23 protein-coding genes are annotated in these 17454 nt (G+C 65.0%); 11 read left to right on the top strand and 12 right to left on the bottom strand.

Features of this window, described 5'->3' with window-relative positions:
- Positions 1–12: 12 nt before the first annotated feature.
- Positions 13–726, bottom strand: a complete 714-nt coding sequence (locus tag RX330_RS15495; RefSeq protein WP_317243542.1) for a class I SAM-dependent methyltransferase — start codon at positions 724–726, stop codon at positions 13–15.
- A 95-nt stretch (positions 727–821) separates the two neighbouring features.
- Here RX330_RS15495 and RX330_RS15490 point away from each other — a divergent pair, with 95 nt between their 5' ends.
- Positions 822–1052: a hypothetical protein gene (locus RX330_RS15490; protein ID WP_249153821.1), complete on the top strand. Its 231-nt coding sequence runs from the start codon at positions 822–824 to the stop codon at positions 1050–1052.
- Between the two features lie 3 nt (positions 1053–1055).
- Here the strand turns inward: RX330_RS15490 and RX330_RS15485 are convergent, their stop codons facing one another.
- On the bottom strand, positions 1056–1220 hold the full coding sequence (locus RX330_RS15485; RefSeq protein ID WP_212092287.1) for a hypothetical protein: 165 nt from the start codon (positions 1218–1220) through the stop codon (positions 1056–1058).
- 101 nt (positions 1221–1321) lie between these two features.
- Here RX330_RS15485 and RX330_RS15480 point away from each other — a divergent pair, with 101 nt between their 5' ends.
- Complete coding sequence (locus tag RX330_RS15480; RefSeq protein ID WP_317243541.1) at positions 1322–1687, top strand: hypothetical protein; 366 nt, start codon at positions 1322–1324, stop codon at positions 1685–1687.
- 318 nt (positions 1688–2005) lie between these two features.
- A complete protein-coding gene (locus RX330_RS15475) occupies positions 2006–2260 on the top strand; it encodes a hypothetical protein (RefSeq protein WP_212092289.1) in 255 nt (84 codons plus the stop codon).
- Positions 2261–2287: 27 nt separating this feature from the next.
- Here the strand turns inward: RX330_RS15475 and RX330_RS15470 are convergent, their stop codons facing one another.
- The 4 genes from RX330_RS15470 to RX330_RS15455 form a co-directional block, all read right to left on the bottom strand.
- Entirely contained in the window at positions 2288–2530 is a 243-nt protein-coding gene (locus RX330_RS15470) for a hypothetical protein (protein WP_212092290.1), read from the bottom strand.
- A gap of 254 nt (positions 2531–2784) precedes the next feature.
- Positions 2785–3492 (bottom strand): outer membrane protein, encoded by a 708-nt coding sequence (locus RX330_RS15465; RefSeq protein ID WP_212092291.1) that lies wholly within the window; start codon positions 3490–3492, stop codon positions 2785–2787.
- Positions 3493–3779: 287 nt separating this feature from the next.
- Positions 3780–4175 (bottom strand): hypothetical protein, encoded by a 396-nt coding sequence (locus tag RX330_RS15460; protein WP_317243908.1) that lies wholly within the window; start codon positions 4173–4175, stop codon positions 3780–3782.
- Between the two features lie 230 nt (positions 4176–4405).
- Positions 4406–4735, bottom strand: coding sequence for a His-rich protein BRANT (locus RX330_RS15455; protein WP_212092292.1), 330 nt, complete (start codon positions 4733–4735; stop codon positions 4406–4408).
- Between the two features lie 246 nt (positions 4736–4981).
- Here RX330_RS15455 and RX330_RS15450 point away from each other — a divergent pair, with 246 nt between their 5' ends.
- Both RX330_RS15450 and RX330_RS15445 read left to right on the top strand, forming a co-directional pair.
- Positions 4982–5524 carry a tetratricopeptide repeat protein gene (locus tag RX330_RS15450; RefSeq protein WP_212092293.1) on the top strand — a complete coding sequence of 181 codons (543 nt, stop codon included), beginning with the start codon at positions 4982–4984 and terminating at the stop codon, positions 5522–5524.
- A gap of 108 nt (positions 5525–5632) precedes the next feature.
- Entirely contained in the window at positions 5633–7021 is a 1389-nt protein-coding gene (locus tag RX330_RS15445) for a serine hydrolase domain-containing protein (RefSeq protein WP_317243540.1), read from the top strand.
- On the opposite strand, the gene RX330_RS15440 is transcribed toward RX330_RS15445, so the two are convergent.
- A complete protein-coding gene (locus tag RX330_RS15440; protein WP_317243539.1) occupies positions 7008–8576 on the bottom strand; it encodes a S10 family peptidase in 1569 nt (522 codons plus the stop codon). The two genes, RX330_RS15445 and RX330_RS15440, sit on opposite strands and share 14 nt — an antisense overlap.
- Before the next feature lie 245 nt (positions 8577–8821).
- Between RX330_RS15440 and RX330_RS15435 the strand changes: the two genes are divergently transcribed.
- From RX330_RS15435 to RX330_RS15425, 3 genes are all read left to right on the top strand, one after another.
- On the top strand, positions 8822–9601 hold the full coding sequence (locus RX330_RS15435; protein ID WP_317243538.1) for an NAD kinase: 780 nt from the start codon (positions 8822–8824) through the stop codon (positions 9599–9601).
- Between the two features lie 99 nt (positions 9602–9700).
- Positions 9701–10246, top strand: coding sequence for a response regulator (locus RX330_RS15430; RefSeq protein ID WP_212092297.1), 546 nt, complete (start codon positions 9701–9703; stop codon positions 10244–10246).
- 28 nt (positions 10247–10274) lie between these two features.
- Entirely contained in the window at positions 10275–10853 is a 579-nt protein-coding gene (locus tag RX330_RS15425) for an Hpt domain-containing protein (protein WP_212092298.1), read from the top strand.
- Between the two features lie 237 nt (positions 10854–11090).
- On the opposite strand, the gene RX330_RS15420 is transcribed toward RX330_RS15425, so the two are convergent.
- From RX330_RS15420 to folE, 4 genes are all read right to left on the bottom strand, one after another.
- A complete protein-coding gene (locus RX330_RS15420; RefSeq protein ID WP_212092299.1) occupies positions 11091–12254 on the bottom strand; it encodes a DUF2336 domain-containing protein in 1164 nt (387 codons plus the stop codon).
- Between the two features lie 281 nt (positions 12255–12535).
- Positions 12536–13555: a lytic transglycosylase domain-containing protein gene (locus tag RX330_RS15415; protein WP_375848771.1), complete on the bottom strand. Its 1020-nt coding sequence runs from the start codon at positions 13553–13555 to the stop codon at positions 12536–12538.
- A 154-nt stretch (positions 13556–13709) separates the two neighbouring features.
- Entirely contained in the window at positions 13710–14132 is a 423-nt protein-coding gene (hisI, locus tag RX330_RS15410) for a phosphoribosyl-AMP cyclohydrolase (protein WP_212092301.1), read from the bottom strand.
- 24 nt (positions 14133–14156) lie between these two features.
- A complete protein-coding gene (folE, locus tag RX330_RS15405) occupies positions 14157–14846 on the bottom strand; it encodes a GTP cyclohydrolase I FolE (RefSeq protein ID WP_028137199.1) in 690 nt (229 codons plus the stop codon).
- A 242-nt stretch (positions 14847–15088) separates the two neighbouring features.
- Between folE and RX330_RS15400 the strand changes: the two genes are divergently transcribed.
- The gene (locus RX330_RS15400; protein ID WP_212092302.1) at positions 15089–15544 is read left to right on the top strand and encodes an iron-sulfur cluster assembly scaffold protein; all 456 of its coding nucleotides are present in this window, start codon (positions 15089–15091) and stop codon (positions 15542–15544) included.
- A gap of 131 nt (positions 15545–15675) precedes the next feature.
- Here the strand turns inward: RX330_RS15400 and RX330_RS15395 are convergent, their stop codons facing one another.
- The gene (locus RX330_RS15395) at positions 15676–16569 is read right to left on the bottom strand and encodes a hypothetical protein (RefSeq protein WP_317243907.1); all 894 of its coding nucleotides are present in this window, start codon (positions 16567–16569) and stop codon (positions 15676–15678) included.
- Between the two features lie 228 nt (positions 16570–16797).
- On the opposite strand from RX330_RS15395, the gene yidD reads away from it, so the two are divergent.
- Together yidD and RX330_RS15385 are read left to right on the top strand one after the other, a co-directional pair.
- On the top strand, positions 16798–17136 hold the full coding sequence (gene yidD, locus RX330_RS15390; RefSeq protein WP_317243537.1) for a membrane protein insertion efficiency factor YidD: 339 nt from the start codon (positions 16798–16800) through the stop codon (positions 17134–17136).
- A gap of 89 nt (positions 17137–17225) precedes the next feature.
- Complete coding sequence (locus tag RX330_RS15385) at positions 17226–17435, top strand: hypothetical protein (RefSeq protein WP_212092305.1); 210 nt, start codon at positions 17226–17228, stop codon at positions 17433–17435.
- Positions 17436–17454: the final 19 nt, after the last annotated feature.

Raw genomic sequence — 17454 nt, 5'->3', positions numbered from 1 at the left:
GCACCGCTTCTGTCACACGTTCGTGGTCATGCAGATGCGGTCCGGCAACTCGTCCAGCCGCCACAGCCCGAGGCTCTTGTCGCGCCAGCCGCCGTCGCCCTCTTCGCAGCGCTCGTCGATCAACGCGTGCGGCACCGGCCAATTGAACGGCGCCTTCGTCATGTCGAGCGCACGCCAGTCGCCATCCTCGCAATCGCGGTTGTTCTCCCACTCCGGAAACGTCGTGGCGAGCAGGAATTGCGCACCGCTCTCGCGAAAGCGGGCAGCGACGCCGGCGATGTTCCGAAAACTCAGATGCACCAGGCAATCCCGGCATAGAATCAGATCGGCACGCGGCAGCGCATCGCGCGTGATGTCGGCAACCAGGAATCGGCCGGTTAATTCGCCGCCCGCCACACGCCGGTTGTTGGCCTCGATCAGCGACGGCACGATGTCGATGCCGATATAGTCGAGGTCGAGCTTGATGCGTCCGATCCAGCCCGCATCGCCGCAGGGTGCATCGAGCAGCGAGCGCACGCCGAGCCGTTGGAGCAACGGCGGAAGCGCCTCCCGGATCGCAGCCGTGGCGGTATCCTCCGAGCCGAGGCCCGACACCGAGCTGGCAGCGCCCCAAAGGTTCGTCCGCTCGATCCGCTCGAACCGCGCAGCGAGATCGAGGCCCGCGAAATTATCGCGGTCGGCGAGGAAACGTTCGTGGGCGAGGACGGGTGGACGGTTGGCGATCATCGGTTGGGACCCGAATGGAAATTCCGCGCGGGCACACCATACAGGACCATAGGGCCGGACCGGAACCAAAAGCAGGCATCAGCCGTTCTGGAGGCATGCGTATCCAAGAAGAAAACCGAAACATCTTTCTGCTGACGGCGGTGACACTGTGCTGTGGCGCCGTGGCCGGCACGTTGACGCTTTTCGACCCCGTGCCTGGACCTGCTCTTGGCTCTGCCCCCGAAAGACCGGCCGACGTGAGGGTGGCGAGCGACGTCAACGTTCAGACCCCGGTTCGGGTGGTCGGCGCGCCGTTCGAGCTCAACGTCAACCCGCGCCAGCGATAGCGCTCACCTCGGCGACACCTTCGTGCCCTCCCCGGGCTGGCCATGAGCCCGCGCCAATTCCTCCACGAACGCGATCACCTCCGCCCGCTTGGCGGGCGGCAGCGACAGGAACGCGCGGATGAGCCTCAGGCCCTCCGCTTCGTCCACCCGTTCGTCTTCGGCGTCCATCCGTCCAATGTCGGGCGATCGGGAAAAATATGCAATCCCTTGCAAGAGACCTTGATTCGGCGCAGCCGCTTTGCTGGAATGGGGCACGGCTGAGGTGGACCATGAAGTGGATCAGCGAGCGCGACGCACTGATCGCGCAGACGATGGCCTTCGTCCAATCGGTGACCGGCAAGAAGGATGACGTCCTTCGGCCGGACGCTCCGTCGGATTCTCCGGCGGCAACCGTCGCGATCGAGGCCGTCAGGGTCGAGATCAAGCCGCCCGAGCCCCCTCCTCAGTCTCAGCCCATCCAGCTTTCGCCGCCGCGAGCGAGCAGTGACGTCCGCACCGAGATGCAGGCCCGCATTGCCAATTTCCGCAAGCATCAGGAGCGGTTCGAGCGTGAGCGCGAGGAATACTGTGCCAGTACCCTGACCAAATTGCGCGCCGCCATCCGCGACGCCTCGGGCCCACTGGTCAAGAAATAACGCCGCCTCCCGTCAGGGGCCTGCAGCCAGGACCTATAACCAGGACCACACCAGCCAAAGATTGGCCGCGCAGGCGCCGATTAGCGCCAGCGTTAGCGGCAGGAGCATGTGCTCACAGGAGGTCTTCAGGTCGCTCGTCATGGCGGAAAACATCCGCTGATTCCGCCAAACGAGTCCCAGGGATTCTTTTTTTCGCGATTCAGGACTCGTTAAGGACTCAGGGCCCGCAAGGTCGATCACGGATCCGTGATCGACGAACGGCAACCTGGAACCCATTGGCAGATGAGGTCGTTAACGCGCTTTCCGGGAGCGGGAAGAATGCCCTACGCCTTGTTTTGCAACGACGCCCAGATCAGCAAGGCCTATCCGAGCGAAACCGACGTCTGGAAGCTCGCCCACCGCAGCGGCCTGGTCGTGGATGTCGGCGCCGACGAGGATCGCCCGGGGCCGCGCCGGGTGCTCGATAATGACTACGAGATCAAGCCCTGCCGGGCCGCCCAGGGCGAGGACCCCGCCAAAAACAAGGCTGAGGCCGAACGCCAGTCCGGGATGGAGCTCGAGTTGAATTCTTGAGGTACTGCCGGAGCAAGTCCGAGAGGGTCAGGGCGTTGCGGCTACCAGCGAGGCCTGCTCGCCAGGCAGCGCCACGCAGGCCTTGCGGCGATGCAGCCCGCGGATGGCCCCGGTCACCTTCATCACCTTGCCCGACGGACAGGCCGCGTCCTTGACGAAAGCCACCTCGTAAGGTGCCAGCACCAAAGGCTCGGATCTGAGGATTGCCTGTGCAGAGCACGGCAGACAGGCGAACCACGAGAGCACCACTACCGACACCAAGATACGCATGTCCGTCGTCCCACCAGCCCGGTAATTCTCTATAACGCGTTCCGGAGCGCGAGTTCCGTAAGCGGCAAAAATTATTTTTGCTTTACGCCAATCCCATGACGCGCGTGAGAAGGCGCGCGCTGGACTGTTTGCCTGCAAATGACGCGCCAGATGGTTCACGCATTGCAAACACAGGGGCTGGCGAAGGGGGCGGCGGGCAAACGAAAGGCCGGCAGAGCCGGCCTTTTGTCAGAGCGAGATCTCGCGGGAGACGGTCAGTAGCGCGAGGCTGCCGGCCCGCCCCAGCCGAAGCGGTAGTTCACCCCGGCCTTGACGGTATGCTCGTCCTCCCGGCCGCGGACGCCGACGATGTCGGCCGGACCGGAGGTGAAGGTGGTGCTGCCAAAATTATAGTACTGATACTCGGCCTTGGCCGACCAGTTCGGCGCGAACATGTATTCGAGGCCGGCGCCGACGGTGTAGCCGTCCTTGTTGTTGCCGGTGGCCGTGAAGGTCTGCGGCACGCCGGCGACGTTGACGCCCAGGCCGCCATTGCGCCAGGCGTAACCGCCCTTGGCGTAGAGCAGCGCCGGACCCCAGGTGTAGCCAATGCGGCCGGTCACCGACCCGAGCTGGTCGGTGTTGGAGGTCACCTGCGTGCCCAGCGGGAACGTCGCACCGTTGTTGTTGGTCGGCAGCCAGGAATACTGGGCCTCGATGCCCACCACCCAGTTGGGCGCGAACTGGTAGTCGAAGCCGCCCTGCACGCCGCCCAGGAAGCGGGCGTCGCTGGACTGGAAGCTGCTGTCGCCGGCAAAGGCGCCGCCGACATGGCCGCCGATGTAAAAGCCGGTCCAGTTATAGATCACCTGCGGCGGCGTATAGGCCGGCGCCTTGGTGTAAGGGCGCGGCTGCATGTCGGCTGCTGCGGCCGGTCCGGCCAGCGCGAGCAGAGCGACTGCGCCCAGCAAAATCGATTTCATGATCATCCCCGTTCTTTCATCTACGACACTCAGGAAACAACGTGGCGTGAATTGGGTTGCTTCGCGGCAATGCCGGAACGTTGATCGTTCGCTACTGTGACGGGGTGGCAACAACGCGATTTTGTTCCGTCCCGCGACCCTGCGCCGACTGTTTCTGTCGCCTGCGCGAGGCCTGCCGTAACGATTTGTCGCAAGCCGAGACCACCCCGTTCAAAGCTCGCCGAAATGTGATCCAGCGGCTCCGGCGTGGTCTGTCGTACCACGAGGCGATGAAAGCGGTCTTTGCGCTACCGCGTCATCTTTTCCAGTTCCGGAAAGGGTACGTAAACCGCGCCGGCGCAGAGCTCGTTCGTCCGGTCGACGACACGATCGGCCCGCCCGTTGACGAAGATCACGGCTCGCTCGCGCATGGCCTTGTAGCTGCCATCGGTCTCGCGCGGGGTGAAATGCAGACAGCTCACATAGAACTGCCGGCCGCCGACCTCGCGCTGCACCGGCTCGGCCATGCTGGCCTCGCGCACGCCGACCGGGTTGTTGAGATAGGTCCGCATCAGAGCCAGCGTGTCGCTGCGGAAATTCTCCGGAAACGGCTGCGGGCCTCCGGCTTGGCCCCCACCCCAGAGTGACGGCCGGTCACTGCCGGTGCCGAGACATGCCGCAAGCGCAAAGGGCAACGCCAGGATCACCGCACATCTCGCCAACCGCCCCACGGGCCCCGCTCTCCGCTCGATCAGACCAGAGCACGTTCTAGCCCCAACCCTGCGCGAAGGGAATTCGCTTGCAGCGGCGCAATGGCGCACCGGCCCGCCGCCGACACCTCGGCTTCCGCACGAGGCATGACGAACGGGCCGGGCCCTGGATTCCGCACGCGGCGGCGGGGCAATGTCGGGATGCCGCCGCGCAGGATCAGTCGTCAGTTGCGCTTATCGGTCGTTCCCGGCTTGGTCACGTCCGGCTGCACCTTCTGTGACTGCTTTTCAGAGACCTGCTTGTCCTGGTGGTGATGCTTGCCTGCGGTCTTGTGCTCGTCGGGCTTGGCGGCGGCGTTGGCATTCATTGCGCTCGACTTGCCGTCCACCTTGGCATCCGTCTTGACGTCGGCTGCAGTGGTCGCCGCCTTGGTCTGGCTCTGGTCCGCCTTGATCGTCGGTGCGGTGCCGGTGGTCTTGCTGGCCTCGGCCGCAAAGGACGGCGCTGCGATCACGGAAGCTGCAAGCAAGGCTGCGGAAATGGTCTTCAACATGGTGGTCTCCTCTTGGAAGGATCTCGAGGCGGCGCCCTCGTCACCTCTCGATCGTGGGTGCGAGCCTAGGGGGCACCCGCTGAACCCGTTCTGAAGGCCCTTGCAGGCTTCCGTTCATCTCGATGACAAGTTTGTCATCCCCGCGGGGCGAATAGATCGCGCGAAGCGGGAATGTTTTTGCCCCATGGGTGTTTCGGTCTTCGGGCAATCGTGTAGGATCGCCACGTTCCATACGGGAGAACATCAATGCGCAGACTCTCAATGCTTCTGGTGCCGGGACTCGTCTCGATGGCGCTGGCGGCCGGGCCGATGCTGACCAGCGCCTATGCCGCCGGCAGCGATGAACCCTCACCGCCACCGAAGTCCGACAGTTCGGCCAAGAAGGGCAAGAAGAAGAGCTCATCCGTCAGTGATCCCAAGTTCCTGGCGGCCTATCGCACCGCCTACACTGCGATCTACGACAACCACGACTACAGCGGCGCGATCGGCCAGTTGAAGTCGCTGAAGCGCGACGACGTCGCCGACGTCGCCAATCTGATCGGCTACTCTTATCGCAAGCTCGGCGATTACCAGTCGTCGAAGGCCTATTACGAGCTGGCGCTGAAGGACGATCCGAACCACGTCCGCACCTGGCAGTATTACGGCCTCTGGCAGCTCGAGCAGGGCAACCGCGAACAGGCGCAGTATCATCTGAACAAGATCGCCTCGCTCGCCGGCACCGACAGCTCCGAGTATCGCTCGCTTGCCGCAGCGCTCGACAAGCCGACCGGCGCGACGCTGGTCTACTGACGACATCGCAGCTTTGCATGAAGCGAACGGGCACAACCTTCTGGTTGTGCCCGTTCCGCTTTCTCGGCTAGCCTCTCGCACCAACCTTCCCTCGCAAATTGGTGCGCAATGGACCCGTGGCTGCGATCCGCGATCGACTACATCGGCTCCTGGATCGAATTCCAGCTGACCACAATCCAACAACCAGGCGTCATCCTCGCCTTCGCTCATCGCGGCGAGGTCGTCGCAGAACGTGCGTTCGGCCTCGCCAATCTCGACACCGGCGAAAAGCTCACCCCGCGCCACCGTTTCCGGATCGCCTCGCATTCCAAGAGCTTCACCTCAGCCGGCGTCATGAAGCTGCGCGAGCAGCGCAGGATCCGGCTCGACGACACGGTCGGCCAATATGTCGGCGGACTGCATCCGCGCGTCGCCGAGACAACGATCGCACAGGTGCTGTCGCACAGCGCGGGGCTGACGCGCGACGGTGCCGATTCCGGCCAGTTCATCGACCGCCGCCCCTATCTTGACGCGAAAGAGCTGATCGCGGAATTGAAGCAGCCGACCGCAATCGAGTCCGGCACCCGCTTCAAATATTCCAATCACGGCTTCGGCCTGATCGGACTCGTGATCGAAGCGGTGACGAAGGAGCCCTACACGGTCTGGATCAAGCGCGAGATCGTCGAGCCGGCGGACCTGCGCGAGACCGAGCCGGACGCGCCCCTTCCCAAAGGCGCGCGGTTCGCGCGCGGCCACACGCGAAAGGTTCCGTTCGGCGAGCGCTGCGTGATCCCCGGTGACAATCCCGCGCGCGCGATGGCATCGGCCGCAGGCTTCGTTGCGACCGCCGGCGATACCGCGCGCTTCTTCGCGCAGCTTGCGCCCAACGCCAGAGGAAGTGTGCTGTCGGCTGCAAGCCGCCGCGAGATGACGCGCCATCATTGGCGCATCCCGCAGAGCTTCGAAGGCTATTACGGTCTCGGCGTCAGCGCCGGCAAGACCGACGGCTGGGACTGGTTCGGCCACGGCGGTGGCTTCCAGGGCTACATTTCGCGAACCTGCTGCATTCCCGCCTGCGAGCTTTCGATCAGTATCCTCAGCAACTCCATCGACGGCGCGGCACCGTTCTGGATGGACGGCGCGATGCAGATCCTGCGTGTGTTCAAGACGCGCGGGGTGGCCGACCGGCGCCTGCGCGACTGGACCGGCCGCTGGTGGACGATCTGGGGCGCGACCGACCTCGTCCCCGCGGGCAACCGTGTGCTGGTCGCCAATCCGCAATTCAACAACCCGTTCATGGATGCCGCAGAGATCGAGGTCACCGGCCGCGATATCGGCAAGCTCGCCTGGGCCGCGGGCTATTCAAGTCACGGCGAGTCGGTGCGGCGCGTCCGCGACAAGCGCGGGAGGATCACCGACATCTGGATCGCCGGCGCCAATGTGAAGCCCGAAAAAGCCGTGGCACGCGAGATCGCGCGTCGATACAAGCCACGCAAGCGGCGACCTACTCCCGAATGAGCGCCTCGACCTCGCTGCGCAACGCCTGCCGCGAGCCGCCCTGCGAATAGAACATGTGGCCACCGGGATAGACGACGAACTTCACGCGCTGCGTCACGAAAGCCGGCAGTTGATCGAGCACCCGTTTCGTTCCGAAATAAGGCGTGGCAAGGTCGAACAGGCCGTGCGTGACGAGCACGTTCAGCTTGGCATCGGTGGCGAGGATCTGGCGCAACTCGGTCACCGATTGCGGCGGGTTGATGCCGCGGCCGAAATCCCAGTGACCTTCCACAGTGCCGTTCAGCACTTCGTATGAGCCATCCGGCCGCCAGTTGAGCTTGCGTGTCAATACGTCAACCGCAGCACTCGTCAGCGGGGCCTGGAGCGCATCGCCCGAGGGGTCGCCGAACCGCGAGCTGCTCGAATCCGGATAGGGATCGAAGCCGCGCACCGAGGCATCGTAACGTCCCGTCACCTTGGCGTTCTTGCGGTCGAATTCGCGGCGGAATTCACCGACGTCGAAACGGCCGGCGAGCCTGCGGCTCACCGCCTGGTCGATGCCGGTGAGCTCGGCGACCTTGTCGGCAAGCCGATTGGTGGCCTCCTTGTCCGCCTGCCCCTTGACCAGGTCGGCCAGGAATTCGCCGCGTGCGTAAGCCTCGACATCGGCGAGATCGGCGCGCTTGACCGGGCCCTTGGCCTCGCGCGCGACGGCCACATAGCTCGGCAGCGTCGCGACATATTGCAGGAGGCTCGTGCCGGTGAATTCGCGGAAGTCGAGCAGCGGCGACACCAGGATCAAGCCCCTGACGCCGACGCCATGCTGGAGCTGCAGTTGGCGCACCACCTTCGGCCCTCGAATGCCGCCATAGCTCTCGCCGGCGACGTATTTCGGCGAGGTCAGCCGGTCGTGCTTCTCGAGCCAGCGGCGGATCACGAGCGCGATCGCATTGGCGTCGCCGTCGACGGAGTAGAACGATTTGCGCGCGTCCTCGCCGCTCGCAACGAAGCGACTGTAGCCGGTGCTGACGGGATCGACGAAGACGAGATCGGTGAAGTCGAGCCAGGTCTCCGCGTTCGGCTTCACCTCAGGCGAGGCCGACGGCGACAGCGCATTGCCATCGAGCGGCAGCCGCCACGGACCGGCGGCGCCGAACTGGAGCCATGCCGAGGACGCGCCGGGACCGCCGTTGAACAGGAACGTGACCGGGCGCGAGGCACGGTCGGCGCCGTCGAGCTGGTAGGACGTATAGGCGATGTCGGCCAGCGGCTCGCCCTTGCCGTCGAACACGCGGATGGAGCCGGCCGTCGCAGCGAAGTTGAGGGTGCGGCCGGGCAGATCGAGCGTCTGCCTGGTCGTGGAATCCGGCGGGAGGCGATGTAGTTCTGCGGCCGAGGACGAACTCTGTGGTCCGCTTTGCGCGGCGCTGGCGCGGCCGCCCTTCTGACCGGGGGGCGCTGTCGTCTCGGAGCGCGGCTGCGGCAGATCATCCGCGCGCGCAAATCCTGCAAGCGCGAAAGCCGACACCGCCAGCACCAGAGTCGCGCGGCGAAGCGCCCGCACCTTCGTGGTCATGATCGTCCTCCCAGCCCGGCCGCAAGCGCCGGCGAGGTCGATAGCCTAGCGAAAAATGCGACGGTTTAGGGATCATTGGTTCGGCACTCGCAAGGCGGCCGATCGGACCTGAAACGCCCTGGTTTTGTCCAGGAGCGGGCAGTCCCCGTTTGCCTTGAGCGCCGGTCGTCCTCGACAATGGAGGCCCACCTCGTATAGACGAGCGCGGCGGAACTTCCTCCAGCCAGCGGCCCTGCCCGGACACCATGACAAAGCCCCAGCGATACGACCGCATCGCCTTCGTCGCCAGCCCGAGCAGCGAGGCGCAGGCCGCCTTCGACCAGCTCACCAGGGATTATGGCAATTGCGATCCCAAAGAGGCCGATATCGTGGTCGCACTCGGCGGCGACGGGCTGATGCTGCAGACGCTGCACCAGAACATGCGCACGGGAAAGCCGATCTACGGCATGCACCGCGGCACCGTCGGCTTCCTGATGAACGAGTATTCGCCGCACGATCTGCGCGCGCGGCTCGAGACGGCACATGAATCCGAGATCAATCCGCTCCTGATGCGCGCGACCGACGTCAACGACCGCGTTCATCTGCACCACGCCATCAACGAGGTTTACCTGTTCCGGCAGACCTCCCAGGCGGCGCGCCTTCGGATCCTGATCGACGAGCGCGAGCGCATGCCCGAGCTGATCGCCGACGGGATCATTGTGGCGACACCGGCCGGCTCGACCGCCTACAATCTGTCGGCGCAGGGACCGATCCTGCCGATCAACGCCGCCCTTCTGGCGCTGACCCCGATCAGCGCCTTCCGCCCGCGGCGCTGGCGCGGCGCTCTGCTGCCCAACACCGCCTATGTTGTGATCGAGGTGCTGGAGGACGACAAGCGTCCGGTCGCGGCCGTCGCCGACCATGAGGAGGTCCGCAGGGTCCGGCGCGTCGAGATCCTGTCCGACAAGAGCATCTCGATGCGCATGCTGTTCGACCCCGGCCACAGCCTGGAAGAGCGCATCCTGCGCGAGCAGTTCGGCTACTGAAACCGCCGCCCCGCCCGCCGCCGGCGCTTCGCTCGCAACCCTTCGTTAACCCCCGCCACGATATGGTTAACGAAGGTTGACCGTTCTGGCCCGGGCGTCATGTTCCGCATCGACTTCAACAAGCTGCGCTTCCTCGTCTGCGACGACAATCCGCACATGCGCCGCATCCTGCGGACGCTGCTGCATTCCTTTGGCGCGCGCGAGGTCTACGAGGCCGAGGACGGCGCCACCGCGCTCGAAATGTACAGCCATTATGTGCCCGACATCGTCATCACCGACTGGGCCATGCCGATCTTCGACGGGCTCGAGCTCGCGCAGATGATCCGGCAGCCGGACTCCAAGGGCAATCCCTACGCGCCGATCATCATGCTGACCGGTCATTCCGAGAAGCGCCGCGTCACCGTGGCGCGCGATGCCGGCGTCACCGAATTCCTGGCCAAGCCGATCTCGGCCAAGGGACTCTATCAGCGCATCCTCAACGTGGTCGCCAATCCCCGTCCCTTCATCAAGACCAAGACCTATTTCGGACCGGACCGTCGCCGCAACACCAATTCCGCCTATATGGGTCCCGAGCGCCGCGTCGGCGAAAAGCACGAGGTGCTGCAGCAGCCCTCGTTGCTCGACAAAGCCCGTTCCACCATCTAGCGCAACGTCTTCAGACGAGGCAGGCATCATGGCGAAGAACAGCGCAAAGGACATCGAGGTCAAGGCCTTTGCCACGCATCAGATCATCACGCAGCCCAACCCGCTGCGCAAGGTTATGCGCCGCGTCGATGCGAAGGACCTGGACGATCCGGTCAGCCGCGCCGAGCAGGCGCTTGCGGGCCTCGCCGGCGAGTTCAAGGACTGGATGGCAATCGAGGTCAACCGGCTGTCGACCGCCTATGTCGCCATCCGCAATGACGGCTTCACCAAGGAAAGGCGCGACGAACTGTTTCGCGCCGCCCACGACGTCAAGGGCGACGCCCCGACCTTCGGCTATCCGGCCGCGGCGGGGGTAGCCGAGAGCCTGTGCCGCGTCATCGAGCACGCGCCCGATCTCGAAAAGGTGCCGAGCGAGCTGTTCACGCACCACATCAACGCCATCCTCGCGATCGTGCACGAGAACACCAGGCTCGACAGCATCAGCGTTTCCGCCGAGCTCAGTCGCCGCCTGCGCAAAGTCGCCGACGACTACCTCGCCCACGTCAACCGCGACCGCCCCGAGCATCTCGAGGTGATCCTGGCGCCGAGCATCGTGCCGGCGGAGTAAGGCCCTCGTCTCTCTCCCCGTCATTGCGAGGAGCACTTGCGACGAAGCAATCCAGAATCTTTCCGCGGCAAGACTCTGGATTGCTTCGCTGCGCTCGCAATGACGGTGGTTGGGAGGCTGGGCCTATCCCCACGATCAGATCGTAGGGTGGATTAGCGCAGCGCAATCCACCGCTTGATTGCCGCATAGACAGAATTGGTGGGTTACGGCTTCGCCTAACTCACCCCACAGCTCCCGCTACGCCGCGATCAGATCGTAGCCGTCCTCGTCGGCGACCAGCTCGTCGCAGAACAGCCTTGCCTCCTCCCGCGCCGATTCCGTGGCGAAGCGGCGCAGCAGGACCATCAGCGGCTCGGTGGCACCACCGTCGGTCTCGCAATGGGTGAGCACGCGCTCGACCATGCGCCGGCGCAACCGCGCCGCGCCGGCGTCGCTGTCGACAAAGCCTTGTTCGTGGCAGGCCTCGAGCGCGACCTGGAACGCCGCGAACGTCGCCTCGGGAAGCCCGGCGCGGCGGAGCAGCGCCTGCAGGCTGTTGCCGCCGCGGTCGTGCAGCAGCGCGGTGACGCGCGCCAGCGGCAGATCGGCGAGCTCGGCCAGCGCCGCGTCGAACAGGTCGAGATTGCTGGACAGCAGCGCGCGCAGGATCAGGCCGGCAGTGAGCTGGCCCGTGACGCGCAGATGGTGCACCAGGCCCTGCATGTCATCGCCGCGCGAGCGCGCTGCGATGTTCATGGTGGAGCGGTCGCGCGCCTCGATCGTGATGCGATCGGCACGATCGGCGCTCAGCCAGTTCCGCGCCACGACGAATTGCGCCAGCGTCTCGGAGAGCTTTGCGACCAGCGCAGCGCGGGTTGCCGACGGCAGATCGTCCAGCACCAGCATCGCCTCGCGGATCGCGGCGAGATGGCCATGGCGCTCGACGATGCGATTCCACGAGAACGGAGCAAGCTCGGCATGAGGATTCTCGATCAGCTCCAGCGCGGCCGCCGCGCAGCCGACCTCGGCAATGGCGGCGCAGACCGAGACCGGCAGCGCGACGCGGCGGGCAACCGCGCATTGCACCTCGTCATTGCCGGTCGCGACGATGTCGACGAGATCGGCGTCGATCAGCAGCGGGGAATGTTCGAGCACGGGAAGCGCGACCGTCGGCTGGTCCGACGACAGCGCCCGCACGATCGACGCCGGAGCATCCGTGCTGTGCGCGAAAGCCTCGGCCATCGCCTGCCGCACCAGCGGCGAGGGATCGTCGAGCAGCATCAAAAGCGCGCCTTCGGCGGCGATGCGGTCGTCGGTCGAAAGGTCTGAGATCAGCCAGGCCCGGGCCAACGCCCGTGTGGCCTCGGCCCGCTCGCCGGCGGGTGCCGTCCTGATCCAATTGATGAACTGCCGAACAATCATGCTGCTTCCGGCTTACACAACAAACGAAAATGGTGACGGCTCGTCACCTGCAACACAAAATAAACCACGACGCTTAACAAAGCGTTCACCATAACTGACTGGTTTGATTGACGTTTTGTTAAGGGAACAAATCGCGTCCGCTCTCGTGTCCCGGACGCGGCGCAGCGCGCCAGCGAAGCGCCGCCGAGCTGGGACCCAGAAATTCGAGAGGAGTTGGTGGCGTGGTCCCGGCTTCGAGCCGCGTTTCACGCCGCAGCGCGTCCGGGATACGAAAGTGGAGGCTAGCTCGAGAACGTGCCGCTGCGATCGCTGAAGAGATCGAGTGGCTGCGGCGGCCGCACATCCGGCGTCGCTGAAGCGACGGATGTCAGCGAGGCGTTGTTGCCCCACAATTTCTGCACGGTGGTCGAGACCGGCTGCGTGGCGTCGCCGGGCTGATAGATCGAACGAAACACCGGCGTGCCCGGCGCATTATCCGCGAGCGTCGTGGGCGCCGATGCACTGACAGGCGTCACCGCGCGTGTGTTCGGGAAGGTCTGGAGATAGGCGGCATTGTCGATGACGGGCGCCGTGGGCTGCATGCCGCTCGCGCTCGCGACCTCGGTGGTCGACGGCGTGCCGCCATACATCGCCATCGCGCTGCGGGTCGTTTTCGAATTGGCCGCGCTGGCATAGCGCGCGTCCAGCACCGAATAGACTTCGGAGACGCTGCGGGCGCGGCCGTCTCTGGCGTAGAAGATCGAACGATTGGCGGACGCCGCGTTGGGAAACAGCCGCGCGCCGACCGCCTGCGGGTTGTCCTCGGCATTGGCGATCAGTTTTGCGGCTCCGCCGACGCCCATGAAATGTGCCATATAGAGCTCGCTATCGCTCGGCCTGCGGCCGAGCAGGCCGGTGAGCTTGAAGCTGTTCGACTGCGTCAGCGCGGCCGCCATGCTGGAGGCGGCCTCGGGATCGTCGCGCAGCTTCATGATCGACCGCTTCATCAAGGGATCACCGACGGTGTAGCTGCCCGACGATGTCCTGGTGATGGCGGCGGAGTAGTTGCCGTAGCCGAGCTGGGTGCCGGCCTCCTTCACGGTGCCGAGCCAGGTCTGGTCGATGAACTGGTAGAGCCCATGCGCGGACGACGTCGTCGCACCCGCCGTCGGATTGAAGTCCGATTCCATCTTGGCCGTGGTCAGCATGTAGTGGAAGCTGACGCCGGAGACGTTCGAGGCCTGCTTGATCGCACCGGCGACGCGCGCGCGCGACGGATCGAGACCGGCCGTCTGCGTCGCTCTGAAATTGTCGACCGACATGATGAGGTGCCCCGCCCCGCGCGGCGTTGAACGGCGCCGGCAATTCGGACGCCCTGTCGTCTCACCGTGGGACAGCTATGGTTAATGCGGGGTTAATCGGCCATGGTCGTCATTCCGGGGCGCACCGTAGGTGCAGGCCCGGAATGACAGCCTGCTATTTCTTGTAGACCGCGTCCGGATCGAACAGCCTGTCGGCATCGGTGAAGACCAGCTTGGCACCTCCACCCTCCCCCTCGACCTTGCGGTAGAAGCAGGACCTTCGCCCGGTATGGCAGGCCGCGCCGATCTGCTCGACGCGGATCCAGACCGCGTCCTGATCGCAATCGGTGCGCATCTCGACCACGCGCTGGGTTTGACCTGAGGTCTCACCTTTTCGCCACAACGCATTGCGCGAACGGCTGAAATACCAGGCCTCGCCGGTCGCGATCGTCTTGCGCAGCGCCTCCTCGTTCATGTGCGCGACCATGAGGACGTCGCCGGTGGCAACGTCGGTCGCGACGCACGTCACGAGCCCTGCCGCGTCGAACCGCGGCCGGAAGGACAGACCTTCCTCGATCTCATGAGAGTGAGCGGACACGACCTTGCCGATCTACTCGCGAGGTCAGCGCGTGCCTCGCACCAGGGACAGGAAACGGGCCTGCTCCGCCGGATTGTCGCGGAACATGCCGGTGAATCGGCTGGTGAAGGTGGAGGCGCCATGCTTGGCGACGCCGCGCACCGACATGCAGGTATGCTCGGCCTCGATCAGCACCGCAACGCCGCGCGGCTTGAGGACCTCGTCGATCGCCGCCGCGATCTGCGCCGTCAGATGCTCCTGGGTCTGGAGCCTGCGGGCGAAGATGTCGGTGAGGCGCGCCAGTTTGGACAGGCCGACGACGCGTTCCACCGGCGTATAGGCGATGTGCGCCTTGCCATAGAACGGCATCATGTGATGCTCGCATTGCGAGGTGAATTCGATGTCGCGCACCAGGACAAAATCGTCATAGCCCGCGGTCTCGCCAAAGGTGCGGTCGAGCACCTCGGCCGGGCACTGATGATAGCCCTGATAGAGTTCGTCGAAGGCCTCGACCACGCGGCGCGGCGTGTCGAGCAGGCCCTCGCGCTCGGTGTTCTCGCCGATATAGGCGAGCAGCGTCTTGACCGCTGCTTCCGCCTCGGCACGCGCCGGGCGCGGCTGGTCGGCGCGGACGGCGGCCGCGAGGAATTCGGCGGGATCAAGCTCCGCCGGGCGGCTCTCGGGCTGCCGGTCGGAGGGTTTGCCAGGGCGGATGGATTTGATTGCAGCGTCCATATCGACTCCGTTCGACGGCCTCGCGGCCGGAGTGTCACCGGCAGACGGGGCGGCCAAGCCGCCGGACGCCTGAAGAGAACAGTTTTGGCGCAAAGGGTCCGCAGGCTGTCATGCCGGCCGCACAGTTGGAAATCGCCGCCGGCGCGCTGCTGGACTGTTTTTCCACCAGTTCCGACCCTATATAGGACCGTGGACGCCGCCCGCCAAGGCCGATCGGGTGCGGAAGTGCTGGACTCCATCACATGCTGAACGACATCTACAACAAGCGGATCATCGAACTGGCCGGGAATATTCCGCGCCTCGGACGGCTGTCGGACCCCGATGCCTCCGCCACCGCTCACTCCAAGCTGTGCGGCTCGACCGTCAAGATCGATCTCAAGATGACCGGGGACACCGTCACCGACTTCGCTCACGACGTGAAGGCCTGCGCCCTGGGCCAGGCCTCCTCATCCATCATGGCAAGTCGGATCGTCGGGTCGACTGCGAGCGAACTCCGTGAGTTACGCGAGACTGTTCGCAAGATGCTGAAAGAAAACGGTGCGCCTCCTGAGGGAAAATGGGAGGAGATCAAGTTCCTTGAGCCGGTCCGCGACTACAAGGCGCGCCACGCCTCGACGCTTCTGACCTTCGATGCCGTGGTTGATGCCATCGGCCAGATCGAAGCCAAAACCAAGCAGCCGGCTGTGGCGCAGGGCTGAGACCTCTCCTGTCATTCCGGGGCGATGCGCAGCATCGAACCCGGAATCCAGAGATTGCGGCCGAGATTCTGAGGTGCGCAATTGCGCACCATAGTTGGGCAACGCGCGCCTGACTGCCGAGATTGCAGAGCCTACTTCGGCGCCGCCGCAGCTGGCGCGGCCACACCGCCCGTCGGCACCACGGCTTCCGCCGTCTTGGTCGACTTGGCAGACTGCTCGGGTTCCGTGCCGAACCTGGCCTGTGTCTTCGGGGCCAGGTCCGCCATCGCCGGCGCGGAGATGTCCACATGCGGCAGAACGTCGGCAACGAGATCCGTCGTCACGAGATTGGTGAGCTTGAGCTCGCCGGCGTCCAGCTCGTGCAGATCCTCCCAGGGCGGAACGCTGAGCGCGAGCGACAGCAGATCGCCCGCTCCGCCCATGTCGAAGGTGTACTTGGCGAGCCGGCCGATGTCGCGCTCCACGATCATCAGATCCTGCGCGCTGTAGCTTGCCGCCTTGGCATCGTCGGCGCGGTCGCCCATCCAGATCTGGTGAACGCGGACATGGGCCGCTTCCGGCACGTAGCGCTTCTTGCCGGCCAGCAGCAGGAACACGCACATGGATTCGCAATAGGCCTCGGGCGCGACCGCCGGACGAGCCGATGGCCCGCCGCGGAGGCTTACGCCGACCGTGGTCAGGAGCCCCAGATTGCGGAAGCGCCGGCCGAGCGTAATCGCGTCGTTGACGGAACCGCCGCTGGAATCGAGCACCACGGTGGCGCCGCCGAGCTGGCGCCCACGGGAAAACTCTTCGAAATCCTTTGGCGTATCGGCGGTGATGATGCCCACCGCGCTGACCCAGCCGCGGCAGTTCGGCTCGCAGGCGATCCAGTTGAACTTCATTGGCAGTTTGCGCTCTTCGAGAGCGTTACCCGCGCGGGCCGACGACCCGAGTGTCGCGACGGCACCAGCCAGCACGACTCCACAAACGGCGGTTCCCACCAGCAACCAGCCGCGAAGATTGAGCGACGTCAGTACTTTCAAACTGGTCCCTTCCCCAAGCCCCAAAGCGATTCGGGTAAGCCCCGTCTTGCGCCCGATGAGTCTACACATGGACGTCACAAAAATGGTATCCGGGGGAATACAGATCGTCCATAGGCACTTGCTGCACTGCTCCCAAAAAGCATGCAAAATATGGCGTGGAAACAACAGCTTACAGTTCCCTGCCTCGGAACCGAGCAATATCTCGCCTAACGTGGCATCACAGCGCACATGAAGCATTCAGCCTGCGGGCATTGTTCAAGTTCGGTGGAAGGGGCGCTTCGGCTCCCGCGCAGATTCGGCCGCGCGCTGATCTGGCTCTATCGGCATACGCTGTCGCCTCTGGTTGGCTACAACTGCCGGCACCTGCCGACCTGCTCCGTCTATGGCGACGAGGCGATCGAACGGTTCGGGCTCTGGGCCGGCGGCTGGATGACGCTCGCGCGGCTGCTGCGCTGCCATCCGTTCGGCACGTCCGGCATCGACAACGTGCCGCTCACGGCGCCGCAAGGCGCGCGCTGGTATCTGCCATGGCGCTATGCCCGATGGCGGGGCGTCAATGCATCCTGAGATTGCCGCGATGCGTTGCGCATCGGTGGCCCGAGGAACCTTGGACTTCCTTCCTGCGTTGTTTTGACGCTCCCTCGGGAGGAACAACAATGCGCTGGAAAATCAGCCCCCATCTTCACCTCAAACCTGGGCCCGCCCCCGGCTTCAGGCGACATCACGACCCCAGAACCATGGATCTGCTCGCCATCGTCGCCTTGCTGGCACTCGTGCTCGGCTCGGGCTGGTATCTTGCATCGAGCCTTGCGACGGCGCCGAGCACGACGACGTTCATCGTGCCGAGCCAGAGCGTGCATTGGTAGCTCAGGCGTGGACCCATTG

Origin of the sequence: Bradyrhizobium sp. NDS-1 (assembly GCF_032918005.1) — a bacterium.
GTDB lineage: Bacteria > Pseudomonadota > Alphaproteobacteria > Rhizobiales > Xanthobacteraceae > Bradyrhizobium > Bradyrhizobium tunisiense.
This window is presented reverse-complemented; position numbering and strand designations above follow the sequence as displayed.

What these genes read in the sequence shown, in the direction of transcription:
- RX330_RS15495 (WP_317243542.1), bottom strand. Translation starts at nt 726, where the DNA reads ATGATCGCCAACCGTCCACCCGTCCTCGCCCACGAACGTTTCCTCGCC.
- RX330_RS15490 (WP_249153821.1), top strand. Translation starts at nt 822, where the DNA reads ATGCGTATCCAAGAAGAAAACCGAAACATCTTTCTGCTGACGGCGGTG.
- RX330_RS15485 (WP_212092287.1), bottom strand. Translation starts at nt 1,220, where the DNA reads ATGGACGCCGAAGACGAACGGGTGGACGAAGCGGAGGGCCTGAGGCTC.
- RX330_RS15480 (WP_317243541.1), top strand. Translation starts at nt 1,322, where the DNA reads ATGAAGTGGATCAGCGAGCGCGACGCACTGATCGCGCAGACGATGGCC.
- RX330_RS15475 (WP_212092289.1), top strand. Translation starts at nt 2,006, where the DNA reads ATGCCCTACGCCTTGTTTTGCAACGACGCCCAGATCAGCAAGGCCTAT.
- RX330_RS15470 (WP_212092290.1), bottom strand. Translation starts at nt 2,530, where the DNA reads ATGCGTATCTTGGTGTCGGTAGTGGTGCTCTCGTGGTTCGCCTGTCTG.
- RX330_RS15465 (WP_212092291.1), bottom strand. Translation starts at nt 3,492, where the DNA reads ATGAAATCGATTTTGCTGGGCGCAGTCGCTCTGCTCGCGCTGGCCGGA.
- RX330_RS15455 (WP_212092292.1), bottom strand. Translation starts at nt 4,735, where the DNA reads ATGTTGAAGACCATTTCCGCAGCCTTGCTTGCAGCTTCCGTGATCGCA.
- RX330_RS15450 (WP_212092293.1), top strand. Translation starts at nt 4,982, where the DNA reads ATGCGCAGACTCTCAATGCTTCTGGTGCCGGGACTCGTCTCGATGGCG.
- RX330_RS15445 (WP_317243540.1), top strand. Translation starts at nt 5,633, where the DNA reads ATGGACCCGTGGCTGCGATCCGCGATCGACTACATCGGCTCCTGGATC.
- RX330_RS15440 (WP_317243539.1), bottom strand. Translation starts at nt 8,576, where the DNA reads ATGACCACGAAGGTGCGGGCGCTTCGCCGCGCGACTCTGGTGCTGGCG.
- RX330_RS15435 (WP_317243538.1), top strand. Translation starts at nt 8,822, where the DNA reads ATGACAAAGCCCCAGCGATACGACCGCATCGCCTTCGTCGCCAGCCCG.
- RX330_RS15430 (WP_212092297.1), top strand. Translation starts at nt 9,701, where the DNA reads ATGTTCCGCATCGACTTCAACAAGCTGCGCTTCCTCGTCTGCGACGAC.
- RX330_RS15425 (WP_212092298.1), top strand. Translation starts at nt 10,275, where the DNA reads ATGGCGAAGAACAGCGCAAAGGACATCGAGGTCAAGGCCTTTGCCACG.
- RX330_RS15420 (WP_212092299.1), bottom strand. Translation starts at nt 12,254, where the DNA reads ATGATTGTTCGGCAGTTCATCAATTGGATCAGGACGGCACCCGCCGGC.
- RX330_RS15415 (WP_375848771.1), bottom strand. Translation starts at nt 13,555, where the DNA reads ATGTCGGTCGACAATTTCAGAGCGACGCAGACGGCCGGTCTCGATCCG.
- folE (WP_028137199.1), bottom strand. Translation starts at nt 14,846, where the DNA reads ATGGACGCTGCAATCAAATCCATCCGCCCTGGCAAACCCTCCGACCGG.
- RX330_RS15400 (WP_212092302.1), top strand. Translation starts at nt 15,089, where the DNA reads ATGCTGAACGACATCTACAACAAGCGGATCATCGAACTGGCCGGGAAT.
- yidD (WP_317243537.1), top strand. Translation starts at nt 16,798, where the DNA reads ATGAAGCATTCAGCCTGCGGGCATTGTTCAAGTTCGGTGGAAGGGGCG.
- RX330_RS15385 (WP_212092305.1), top strand. Translation starts at nt 17,226, where the DNA reads ATGCGCTGGAAAATCAGCCCCCATCTTCACCTCAAACCTGGGCCCGCC.